We start from the raw sequence: 11,165 nt of genomic DNA on the forward strand, positions 1-11,165 counted from the left end.
CTGTAATCTTTGTTTTTTTCTTACCTAACTCAGAGGTGAGATAACAGAACAATGCTATAGTATGCGCCCCAAGGACGCTCAAACTGGAAGACCGTGCCATATGTTTAAACCGCTTTTTACGCGCTGGGCAATCATTACCGCCTTCGCCCTAACCTTATTGGGTTGTAGTTCCATCCAAGACAGTACACTCAGTGTCGAGTGGCAGGCCCACCAACAAAGACTCGACTTAATTAGCGACTACCAAGCCGCTGGCAAACTGGGTTATATCTCACCAGAGCAGCGCGAGTCTTTAAATTTTCATTGGCAGCACAATCGTGATGAGAGCCAATTACGCCTAACAACATTCCTTGGTCAAACAGTTCTCAACATGCAAATAACGCCTCAAGGCGCAAGTGTCGAAACTTACGATGACCAAAACTTCACTGACCTAAGTGCCGACCAACTGATTTACCGTCTAACAGGGCTATCAATTCCTGTCGAACAGTTAAATGATTGGCTGCTAGGCAAACCGACCAATGCCGATGAATACACCCTAAATGAATCACAAACACTTGCCAGCGTAACGAAGCAAGTTAAAGGACAAGTGTGGCAGATAGAGTACTTAAGCTACCAAGATGTGGTCTTTTTAGGCTCTAGCTTGCCTGTGCCGCATAAGCTAAAACTTAAGCAAGGCAGCACTACCATCAACATCGTTATATCTAAGTGGATATTGAAGTAATGATAAACCACACCACTAACTGGCCATCTCCGGCCAAACTGAACCTGTTTCTCTACATCACTGGTCGCCGTGAAGATGGCTACCATGAGCTACAAACCTTGTTTCAGTTTGTCGAACACGGTGACGAACTCACCATTACCGCAAATGACTCAGGCGAGATAACCCTTACACCAGACATCCCTGGTGTCGCACTGCAAGACAATCTCATCTGGCGAGCGGCTAAAGCACTGCAACACCATACTAACTGCCAATTAGGCGCAGACATTTCCCTCAACAAGGTACTCCCTATGGGTGGTGGTATCGGCGGCGGTTCTTCTAATGCAGCCACCGTGTTAGTAGCGCTTAACCATTTATGGCAAACCCATTGCAGTGATGATGAACTCGCAGAAATCGGGTTGGCCTTGGGCGCAGACGTTCCTGTTTTTGTACGCGGACACGCTGCATTTGCCGAAGGAGTTGGCGAAAAAATCATCGCAGTAGAGCCTAGTGAGCAATACTATTTGGTCGTTAGGCCAAATGTGAGTATTGCGACGGTCGACATTTTCACTCATCCCGATTTGACCAGAAATACGCCGAAGCGAGATATCACCTCACTTTTGAACGGGATTTACGGAAACGATTGCGAAAAAATTGTGCGAATGCTGTACCCAGAGGTTGATAAGCAACTTTCATGGCTGCTACAATACGCGCCGTCGAGATTGACGGGTACTGGATCGTGTGTTTTTGCAGAGTTTTCTAGTGAAAACGAAGCACATCGAGTACTTGATAAACTGCCTGACACAGTGTCGGCTTTCGTGGCGAAAGGTAAAAACATTTCCCCACTGCACGAGACACTCGCTAAGTATCGCTTAGCCCACAACACATCTATCTAAAACTGGACGCAAACCTGAGGTTTCCACCGTGCCTGATATGAAGCTATTTGCTGGTAACGCTACACCTGAACTAGCCCAACGTATTGCTGATCGTCTATACATCTCTCTTGGTGACGCAACTGTTTCTCGTTTTTCTGATGGCGAAGTCGCTGTTCAAATCAACGAAAACGTGCGCGGCAGCGATGTATTCATCATCCAATCTACTTGTGCACCTACTAATGACAACCTAATGGAATTAGTAGTGATGATTGACGCAATGCGCCGCGCTTCAGCGGGCCGTATTACTGCAGTTATCCCTTACTTTGGTTACGCTCGTCAAGACCGTCGTGTACGTTCTGCTCGTGTGCCAATCACAGCGAAAGTTGTTGCTGACTTCCTTTCAAACGTTGGTGTTGACCGCGTTCTAACTATCGACCTACACGCAGAGCAAATCCAAGGCTTCTTCGACGTACCTGTAGACAACATCTTCGGTACGCCAGTTCTTCTAGAAGACATGGAAAACCGTGGTCTAGAAAACCCAGTAGTGGTTTCTCCTGACCTAGGCGGCGTTGTTCGTGCTCGTGCAACAGCAAAAGCACTAGGTGATATCGACATCGCTATCGTTGATAAGCGTCGTCCACGTGCAAACGTATCTGAAGTAATGAACCTAATCGGTGATGTTGAAGGTCGCGACTGTGTGATCGTTGACGACATGATCGACACAGGCGGCACGCTATGTAAAGCAGCTGAAGCGCTTAAAGAGCGCGGTGCTAAGCGTGTATTCGCTTACGCAACTCACGCTGTATTCTCAGGTAATGCTGCTCAGAACATCGGTAACTCAGTACTAGACCAAGTTATCGTAACTGACTCAATCACTCTACCTAAAGAGATGGAAGCGACTGGCAAAGTAACTACGCTAAGCCTATCTCGCATGCTTGCAGAAGCCATTCGTCGCATTAGCAACGAAGAGTCTATCTCTGCAATGTTCAACTAATCGAAATCGATCAGTTCAGACATTTAAGAAACACCCCTTTTTAGGGGTGTTTTTTTATTGCTGAATCGAGCCACAAATCGCAACCTCGCCCGAGAGCGAATTTGTGTGCTATCATACGGCGCTTTTTGAGATTCCAGAGAGATCCCAACCTTGACTCAACAAATCAAACTTCTTGTCGGACTAGCTAATCCCGGCCCAGAATATGCGAAAACTCGCCACAACGCTGGCGCTTGGGTGGTTGAGGAATTAGCTCGCGTTCATAATGTAACGTTAAAGAATGAACCTAAATTCTTTGGTTACACTGGACGCATTATGATGAATGGACAGGATCTGCGTTTATTGATCCCGACCACATTCATGAACTTATCAGGTAAAGCCGTTGCGGCCTTAGCTAAGTTCTACCAAATTAAACCAGAAGAGATCATGGTCGCTCACGACGAGCTAGACTTACCTCCTGGAGTAGCTAAGTTTAAGAAAGGTGGTGGTCACGGCGGGCATAACGGTCTGCGCGATACCATTAGCAAACTTGGCAACAACAAAGATTTTTATCGTCTTCGTATTGGCATTGGCCATCCGGGACACAAAGATAAAGTGGCAGGTTTTGTGTTAGGGAAAGCTCCCGCTAAAGAGCAAGAGCTACTTGATGCTGCGGCAGATGAGTCAGTTCGCTGTCTCGACATCTTAATTAAAGATGGCTTAAGCAAAGCACAAAATCGCTTACACACGTTCAAAGCTGAATAAGGTTACAATCATGGGTTTTAAATGTGGCATCGTTGGTCTACCTAACGTTGGTAAATCAACTCTGTTCAACGCACTAACTAAAGCGGGCATCGAAGCAGCGAACTTCCCGTTCTGTACAATCGAACCAAACACAGGTGTTGTACCTGTGCCAGATCTGCGTCTTGACGCACTGGCTAAGATTGTTAACCCACAAAAAGTGCTGCCAACTACGATGGAATTCGTCGATATCGCAGGTCTTGTTGCGGGCGCATCTCGTGGTGAAGGTCTAGGTAACAAGTTCCTAGCAAACATCCGTGAAACTGACGCAATTGGTCACGTGGTTCGTTGTTTCGAAAACGAAAATATCGTTCACGTTGCTGGTAAAGTATCACCAATCGAAGATATCGAAGTCATCAACCTTGAGCTAGCAATGGCTGACCTTGATTCTTGTGAGCGTGCAATTCAACGTAACGCTAAAAAAGCGAAAGGTGGCGATAAAGACGCGAAGTTTGAACTGACTGTTCTAGAAAAACTGCTTCCTGTTCTTACAGAAGGTGGCATGGCGCGTACCGTTGAGCTTTCTAAAGAAGAGCTAGCAGCAGTAGGTTACCTAAACTTCCTGACTCTGAAGCCAACAATGTACATCGCTAACGTTAACGAAGACGGCTTTGAAAACAACCCTTACCTAGATGCGGTTCGTGAATTTGCAGAGAAAGAGAACAACGTAGTTGTTCCTGTATGTGCGTCTATCGAATCTGAGCTATCAGAACTTGATGATGAAGATCGTGAAGAGTTCTTAGCAGACATGGGTATCGAAGAACCGGGCCTAAACCGCGTGATCCGTTCAGGTTACGAACTACTGACTCTACACACTTACTTCACTGCAGGTGTTAAAGAAGTTCGCGCTTGGACAATCCCTGTTGGTGCAACAGCGCCACAAGCTGCGGGTAAAATCCACACTGACTTTGAAAAAGGTTTCATCCGTGCAGAAGTTGTTGGCTACGATGATTTCATTCAATTTAACGGTGAAAGCGGTGCGAAAGAAGCAGGTAAATGGCGTCTTGAAGGTAAAGAATACATTGTTAAAGATGGCGATGTTGTTCACTTCCGCTTCAACGTGTAATTAGACTGCTAAAAAACACCCAACTAATTGTTCTAAAAAGCCAGTATCTCTACTGGCTTTTTTTATTCCTGTTAGCAAAGAGTCAAGTCAAACGCCTTGCTAAATGTCATTTTGCTAGCAGTTTTCGATCATTAACACGCCTCTTTGTTTAAAAAGAAACCGAACGATTCATTTCTCCGAATTTATTCAAAAAAACTGTTGACGGTTCTGCCTCAACTCCGCATAATGCGCCCCGTTCCCAACGAGACGGCAACGAAACGAAAGGAACGAAAAACATGGTTTTGGCTACGTAGCTCAGCTGGTTAGAGCACATCACTCATAATGATGGGGTCACAGGTTCGAATCCCGTCGTAGCCACCATTCCTAAATACTTTTTAGAAAGTAATTAGGAATAGATGCGGAAGTGGCGGAATTGGTAGACGCACCAGATTTAGGTTCTGGCGCCGCAAGGTGTGAGAGTTCAAGTCTCTCCTTCCGCACCATGTTTAGATGATTTTGAATCATCGTCTGCAGGTCTATCGCCAAGCGGTAAGGCAGCGGCTTTTGATGCCGCCATTCCCTGGTTCGAATCCAGGTAGACCTGCCATTATTTAAAGTGTCGGTCTTTTTTCAAAAAGAGGTTGTCACTGTAAGTGAGATTATATATATTGTCTCGCTCACAAAGATGGCTACGTAGCTCAGCTGGTTAGAGCACATCACTCATAATGATGGGGTCACAGGTTCGAATCCCGTCGTAGCCACCATTCTTTCTTTTGAAAGAACAAATACAACAGTTAGTTTTTACCAATTAACTAATTGTTAGTAGATTCAAGATGCGGAAGTGGCGGAATTGGTAGACGCACCAGATTTAGGTTCTGGCGCCGCAAGGTGTGAGAGTTCAAGTCTCTCCTTCCGCACCATCTTGAAACTACAAATAAATTAAATCATGCGGAAGTGGCGGAATTGGTAGACGCACCAGATTTAGGTTCTGGCGCCGCAAGGTGTGAGAGTTCAAGTCTCTCCTTCCGCACCATGATTTAATTGCCTGCAGGTCTATCGCCAAGCGGTAAGGCAGCGGCTTTTGATGCCGCCATTCCCTGGTTCGAATCCAGGTAGACCTGCCATTATTACAACGTTACCGATGTTTTACCAATTACATCGTTAACTAAAGAATAAGTTGCGGAAGTGGCGGAATTGGTAGACGCACCAGATTTAGGTTCTGGCGCCGCAAGGTGTGAGAGTTCAAGTCTCTCCTTCCGCACCATTATTAAAGTCTTTCTTATGAAAGCACTGCAGGTCTATCGCCAAGCGGTAAGGCAGCGGCTTTTGATGCCGCCATTCCCTGGTTCGAATCCAGGTAGACCTGCCACTACAACTTCATATGGCTTTTACCAATTAGCGGTATGAATACAAAATTGATGCGGAAGTGGCGGAATTGGTAGACGCACCAGATTTAGGTTCTGGCGCCGCAAGGTGTGAGAGTTCAAGTCTCTCCTTCCGCACCATTCTCTTTTAGAGAAAAATGGCTACGTAGCTCAGCTGGTTAGAGCACATCACTCATAATGATGGGGTCACAGGTTCGAATCCCGTCGTAGCCACCATATTAAATAATTAGTTTTTACCAATCGACTAATTATTAAGTAGATTCAAGATGCGGAAGTGGCGGAATTGGTAGACGCACCAGATTTAGGTTCTGGCGCCGCAAGGTGTGAGAGTTCAAGTCTCTCCTTCCGCACCATCTTGAACTACAATTAAAAATCATGCGGAAGTGGCGGAATTGGTAGACGCACCAGATTTAGGTTCTGGCGCCGCAAGGTGTGAGAGTTCAAGTCTCTCCTTCCGCACCATGATTTGGATGATGTAACATCATCGCCTGCAGGTCTATCGCCAAGCGGTAAGGCAGCGGCTTTTGATGCCGCCATTCCCTGGTTCGAATCCAGGTAGACCTGCCATATACAAGGTCTGTGAATACCCTCTTTCGATGAGTGATTCACAACTCAAGGTTTGATTTAAAGCAATCAGCCCATATTTAGAAACCCAGCCAAGTGCTGGGTTTTCTTTTATCTGAAGTTTATAGCTAAACTCTAATCGCTAATACCTTCCTATCTCAATCTTAGTTTCCCTAGATCAATCACCTAATAAAACGCCTCCGACTCGCTCCTCCGGTTGTTCTAGGTTAATGCGCAGCAAAGTATACCTTTTACGATCAAGCCCCTATCAAGCCTTCACAGTATCGTTAGCCATAATTGTTTAGACTACTCTTTGGGTAGTCATCGATTGAATAGTTTCAAATATACAGCCACATCACTCTATACAAAACACTAGGCAAAAAAAATCCAGCCCGAAGGCTGGATTTGTTAGTAAGGTGAGCGATTAGCCTAGTAGGCCAAGTGCTGCATTCGGTGCTTGTTTTGCTTGCGCAAGAACAGAGCTTGATGCTTGAGAAAGGATCTGAGACTTAGTTAGTGCAGTCGTTTCTTTCGCAAAGTCAGTATCAGCAATACGGCTCTTAGAAGCATTTACGTTTTCGTTAATGTTGTCTAAGTTGTTGATTGCGTGATCAAAGCGGTTTTGGAATGCACCAAGTTCTGCACGGTGACCGTCAACGAACTTAAGTGCTGCATCAACAATTGCTACTGACTCTTGTGCGCCCGCTACCGATGTTACATCGATGTCATCAACAGTCACTGCTGTTGCCGCGCCCATACCTAAATCTGTCGCTAGTGAGCCAGCGAAAGTCGCCGCACCATCTACTTTGTTGTTGTCAGTAAACATTTGCAGTTTACCGTCATCACTTACAGACGCTTTCACCATGTCAGTTTGACCGTTGATGTAAGTCGCTAGTTCTTCGATATCGTCGCCTTCTTTCGCTACGATATTGATAGTCTGCGCTGTACCAGTAAGTTTGTCAGTTACAGTGATATCTAGAGCATCGGTACCAGCTGCTACAGTCCAATCCGGAGTCTTCGCATTTGCCGCTTTGTAGCTGTTGCCACCCATCATAACGTTATCACTACGCATATCGTTTAGCGTTAACATTACGGCTTCACCGTTATCTGCGCCGATCTGCATTGATTTAGTTTCAAACGTACCGTTAAGTAGCTTGTTACCACCAAATGACGTTGTTTCCGCGATACGGTTTAGCTCATCATTCAATGCTGTAATTTCTTCCTGAATCGCCACACGCTCAGATTTTGAGTTAGAGCCGTTTGATGATTGTAGAGATAGGTCACGCATACGTTGCAGGATGTTGGTGGTTTCGTTCATCGCACCTTCAGCCGTTTGCGCAATCGAGATACCATCATTTGCATTTCGTACCGCTACATCTAGGCCGCGGCTTTGAACGTTTAGTCGGTTCGAAATTTGTAGACCAGCAGAGTCATCTTTAGCACTGTTAATTTTAGAGCCAGACGATAGACGTTCCATAGAAGTCTGCTGCGCACTAGTTGCACTGTTTAGGTAACGTTGTGCTGTCATTGCTGACACGTTTGTATTTACATTCACCGCCATGGTGGTTTCTCCTAATTGATTTCCGTAGAAGCGGAAGTTCCGAACGGTTTCCGACGTCTCGGTAAACCAAAGAGTTCTCTCAAAGTACCCTTATTAGCGACGAGGAATCGATTAACTTTAGAGCAATTATCTAAATTGGCGAAAAAACAGCGCTTTAATCTAGATTTGGTGATCCAGTTCGAAAAATTGAACCTTGCGGCTAAAGTTATTTAACTTATTGAAAAGTAAATAAAGTAGAAAGTTTGGCTGTAAAAAGAATAGTGAGTACAACAATGAGTGAAGTAGGAGTGGTTTTCTATAGATAAAAGAAAAGCCCCACCCTTTGAGAGAACTGGGGCTATTGAGGTAGCCAGAGGAGATCGAGAGAAATGATCACAGCTTGGCTGCCGTGGCATGAATGACGTTAGATTCAAGAGCAGGAGTGAGAGAGAGCTCTATCATCAATACCAATCATGCTTGCCGTAAACCCGCTACTAACTCCACGTCTGGAATACGTTAGTAGCGTGATTTACTGTTACTGCAATAGAGTCATTGCAGAGTTAGGCAACTGTTTCGCTTGAGCCAGAATTGAAGTACCAGCTTGTTGCAGAATTTGTGCTTTAGTCATTGCCGTTGTTTCTTTCGCGAAATCAGTATCACGAATACGGCTGTTTGATGCTTCAACGTTTTCTTGGATGTTCGCCAAGTTGTTGATGCTGTGGCTTAGACGGTTCTGCTTCGCACCAAGATCCGCACGTTGTGAATCTACATACTTAAGTGCAGCATCTACGATACCGACCGCATTTTGCGCGCCACCTACAGAAGTCACATCAATACTTTGTACCGATGAAGCCACACCAGGACCAGACGTTAGGCCTAGCTCAGAGGCAAGGTTGCCACCGAAGGTGATGTTACCTTGTAGGTTTGGTTCAGCGGCAAAGATTTGCAGCTTACCTTCCTCATCTACTGATGCGTTCAGTAGTTGAGTTTGACCGTTTAGGTACGTTGCTAACTCTTCGATGTCGTCACCGATTTTCGCTTGAACCGCTAGGTTTACCACTTCACCACTCTTAGTTGTAAAGTCGATAGTAAGATCGTTCTTAGCAGCTTCTACGCCCCAAGTTTTATCTTTACCTACTGTCGCTTCAAAGCTTTGGCCACCCATGCGGTAATCATCAGCACGGATGCTTGTTAGACCCATGATGATTGCTTCACCAGAGCTTGCACCGATCTGGAATGATGCTTCACCGAATGAACCGTTTAGTAGCTTACGACCACCAAAAGAAGTGGTTTCTGCAATACGGTTCAATTCGTCTTGAAGTGCCATCACTTCTTCGTTAATCGCTTCACGCTCAGAATCTGAGTTAGTACCATTCGATGATTGTAGCGATAGGTCACGGATACGTTGCAGAATGCTGGTTGACTCGTTCATCGCACCTTCAGCGGTTTGAGCAATCGAGATACCATCATTCGCGTTACGCATTGCCACATCTAGACCACGAGACTGTGCTGTTAGACGGTTAGAGATCTGAAGACCTGCCGCATCGTCTTTTGCACTGTTAATTTGTTGGCCTGATGACAAGCGTTCCATTGAGGTATTTAAATCCCCAGTGGCCTTGTTCAAGTAACGCTGGGCTGTCATCGCCGACACGTTAGTATTTACTGTAATGGTCATGATTTGCTCTCCTAGTGAGTTCGCAAGTTCTTGCGAAGCGGCCAGCTTAATCTCATTTGGAAGCACTGACCGTAAATGACTTGCTAAGCGAGGGGGAACTCCCCCAACTTAAAAACCGTTTCGTTAAACTCTGAAATATTTAATTCAATTAGTGTGCCAACTTTAAAAATCGACGAATTAAATTAAATTTATTATATTTTTTAGCAACTTAATAAAACTCAATCATTGTTGAGATATTTATCATTGCCGCTTACTTGATTGGCAATCATACAATTGCCGCTCATTTGCCACTCAGTTGCCACTTCTCTTTCTTAGGAGTCGGTGTACTTCCTGAGTCAACTTCATCTGCGCTTATGGCATAGCACATAAGGCGAGTTTCAACGCCAAAACCAGACAAAACACCGGTTAAGGGCATCAAATTAGATGTAGTTGAATAGCGTTAAATCTTTGGTTTTACCAAATGCTTGTTGTGATGCTTGCAGCGCACGAGTGTTTTCACTGAACTCAATCACAGCTGACGCATAATCGAGATCTTCAAAATTGCTTTTAGATTTCGCTAAAGTCATTTTGAAGTCTTCATGCTGCTCTTCTTGAATGTCCAATGTATTTAGACGTGCGCCTACATCAGAACGCGCTTTATTTAGGTGAATAAAGCTTGAGTGGAACTCTTGTACCACCTGATGCAATTCACCAGTATTTGAAGCATCTGAAACTGAACCTTCAGATAGTTCAATGGCACGTTTATAAGTATCAAACATGCTGAATGTCTTTTGTGGTTCTAACTCAATGCTGTCACCAGCAGTGATCTGTCCTTTAATCTGAATCGACAAATCACCAAACTTAATTCCGGTATTAGGATCGTATTGCGCGGCTTGCACAGCGGTACCGTTTTGCTCTAACTGATAACCGTACGAACCATTAGGCATGTCAACAAAAGTGACTTTGTAAGTCGCAGTATCGGTTTCATCGAGGTTGGTAGCGCGCTCTAGTAAAAGCTCAGAGCCTTCTCGTAAGCTGTACTGAGGATTGTAATCACCAAACGGGTTATCAATCACGGTAAACATCTTGTTGCCCGGATCGTTAATTGGCATTTCTTGGCTATTAGAAATACGCATCTTACGTTGGTAGTCATCACCCGAGTACGTTACGTTGCCAGCCTTATCTTTAAAGAACGGCTGAACTTTTGGTTTGGTACCAGAGAAAATGTAGTTACCCGACTCATCTTGAGTATTCGCTAATGTAATCATGTTATCGAATAACTCTTGCAACTCACGCTGCTTGGCAACGCGGTCTTCCGGTGACAATGAACCGTTGATCATCTCCATAACCGTGCGTTTCGCTTCATCGGTATATGATTCCGCGTTAGAAACGATCACTTCATGATGTTCTAGGCGGTTACGGGTCAATACAATCGAATCAATGTATTGCTGTAACTGCTCCGATTGCTGGCCAATATTTTGAATGTAGTGCGTCGCCAGTGGGTCATCACTTGGCTGAACTAGCTTCTTACCCGATGCCAATTGCGCTTGGTTGTGGTGAACCTGACCTTCTTGACGACGAAGATCATTTTGCACCGCTTGGTAGTTATGAAAGCTCGAAATTCGATTTAACATTTA

At 45.0% G+C, this 11,165-nt stretch carries 8 protein-coding genes and 14 tRNA genes; 19 read left to right on the forward strand and 3 right to left on the reverse strand.

What is annotated here, in order from left to right:
* The first annotated feature begins 100 nt into the window (after nucleotides 1–100).
* From lolB to MU515_RS04110, 19 genes are all read left to right on the forward strand, one after another.
* On the forward strand, nucleotides 101–718 hold the full coding sequence (gene lolB, locus MU515_RS04020; RefSeq protein ID WP_260259066.1) for a lipoprotein insertase outer membrane protein LolB: 618 nt from the start codon (nucleotides 101–103) through the stop codon (nucleotides 716–718).
* On the forward strand, nucleotides 718–1,590 hold the full coding sequence (ispE, locus tag MU515_RS04025) for a 4-(cytidine 5'-diphospho)-2-C-methyl-D-erythritol kinase (protein ID WP_260259068.1): 873 nt from the start codon (nucleotides 718–720) through the stop codon (nucleotides 1,588–1,590). Before lolB ends, ispE begins: the two co-directional genes overlap by 1 nt.
* 28 nt (nucleotides 1,591–1,618) lie before the next feature.
* The gene (locus MU515_RS04030) at nucleotides 1,619–2,563 is read left to right on the forward strand and encodes a ribose-phosphate pyrophosphokinase (protein ID WP_260259069.1); all 945 of its coding nucleotides are present in this window, start codon (nucleotides 1,619–1,621) and stop codon (nucleotides 2,561–2,563) included.
* 150 nt (nucleotides 2,564–2,713) lie between these two features.
* Entirely contained in the window at nucleotides 2,714–3,304 is a 591-nt protein-coding gene (pth, locus tag MU515_RS04035) for an aminoacyl-tRNA hydrolase (RefSeq protein WP_260259070.1), read from the forward strand.
* Nucleotides 3,305–3,314: 10 nt separating this feature from the next.
* Nucleotides 3,315–4,406, forward strand: a complete 1,092-nt coding sequence (ychF, locus tag MU515_RS04040) for a redox-regulated ATPase YchF (protein WP_260259071.1) — start codon at nucleotides 3,315–3,317, stop codon at nucleotides 4,404–4,406.
* A 283-nt stretch (nucleotides 4,407–4,689) separates the two neighbouring features.
* Nucleotides 4,690–4,766: transfer RNA gene (locus MU515_RS04045), tRNA-Met, on the forward strand.
* 37 nt (nucleotides 4,767–4,803) lie between these two features.
* A tRNA-Leu gene (locus MU515_RS04050) sits at nucleotides 4,804–4,888 on the forward strand.
* A 29-nt stretch (nucleotides 4,889–4,917) separates the two neighbouring features.
* Nucleotides 4,918–4,992: transfer RNA gene (locus tag MU515_RS04055), tRNA-Gln, on the forward strand.
* A gap of 80 nt (nucleotides 4,993–5,072) precedes the next feature.
* Nucleotides 5,073–5,149: transfer RNA gene (locus MU515_RS04060), tRNA-Met, on the forward strand.
* A gap of 71 nt (nucleotides 5,150–5,220) precedes the next feature.
* Nucleotides 5,221–5,305 (forward strand) — tRNA-Leu (locus MU515_RS04065).
* A 28-nt stretch (nucleotides 5,306–5,333) separates the two neighbouring features.
* Nucleotides 5,334–5,418 (forward strand) — tRNA-Leu (locus MU515_RS04070).
* 16 nt (nucleotides 5,419–5,434) lie between these two features.
* Nucleotides 5,435–5,509 (forward strand) — tRNA-Gln (locus tag MU515_RS04075).
* Between the two features lie 55 nt (nucleotides 5,510–5,564).
* Nucleotides 5,565–5,649: transfer RNA gene (locus tag MU515_RS04080), tRNA-Leu, on the forward strand.
* 30 nt (nucleotides 5,650–5,679) lie between these two features.
* A tRNA-Gln gene (locus tag MU515_RS04085) sits at nucleotides 5,680–5,754 on the forward strand.
* 51 nt (nucleotides 5,755–5,805) lie between these two features.
* Nucleotides 5,806–5,890: transfer RNA gene (locus tag MU515_RS04090), tRNA-Leu, on the forward strand.
* A 19-nt stretch (nucleotides 5,891–5,909) separates the two neighbouring features.
* Nucleotides 5,910–5,986 (forward strand) — tRNA-Met (locus MU515_RS04095).
* Nucleotides 5,987–6,038: 52 nt separating this feature from the next.
* Nucleotides 6,039–6,123 (forward strand) — tRNA-Leu (locus tag MU515_RS04100).
* A gap of 24 nt (nucleotides 6,124–6,147) precedes the next feature.
* Nucleotides 6,148–6,232 (forward strand) — tRNA-Leu (locus MU515_RS04105).
* Between the two features lie 30 nt (nucleotides 6,233–6,262).
* Nucleotides 6,263–6,337: transfer RNA gene (locus tag MU515_RS04110), tRNA-Gln, on the forward strand.
* Nucleotides 6,338–6,758: 421 nt separating this feature from the next.
* On the opposite strand, the gene MU515_RS04115 is transcribed toward MU515_RS04110, so the two are convergent.
* The 3 genes from MU515_RS04115 to flgL form a co-directional block, all read right to left on the reverse strand.
* On the reverse strand, nucleotides 6,759–7,895 hold the full coding sequence (locus tag MU515_RS04115; RefSeq protein ID WP_260259072.1) for a flagellin: 1,137 nt from the start codon (nucleotides 7,893–7,895) through the stop codon (nucleotides 6,759–6,761).
* 514 nt (nucleotides 7,896–8,409) lie between these two features.
* The gene (locus MU515_RS04120; RefSeq protein ID WP_260259073.1) at nucleotides 8,410–9,549 is read right to left on the reverse strand and encodes a flagellin; all 1,140 of its coding nucleotides are present in this window, start codon (nucleotides 9,547–9,549) and stop codon (nucleotides 8,410–8,412) included.
* Nucleotides 9,550–9,968: 419 nt separating this feature from the next.
* Nucleotides 9,969–11,162, reverse strand: a complete 1,194-nt coding sequence (flgL, locus tag MU515_RS04125) for a flagellar hook-associated protein FlgL (protein ID WP_260259074.1) — start codon at nucleotides 11,160–11,162, stop codon at nucleotides 9,969–9,971.
* Nucleotides 11,163–11,165: the final 3 nt, after the last annotated feature.

The organism is Vibrio intestinalis (assembly GCF_025195085.2).
GTDB lineage: Bacteria > Pseudomonadota > Gammaproteobacteria > Enterobacterales > Vibrionaceae > Vibrio > Vibrio intestinalis.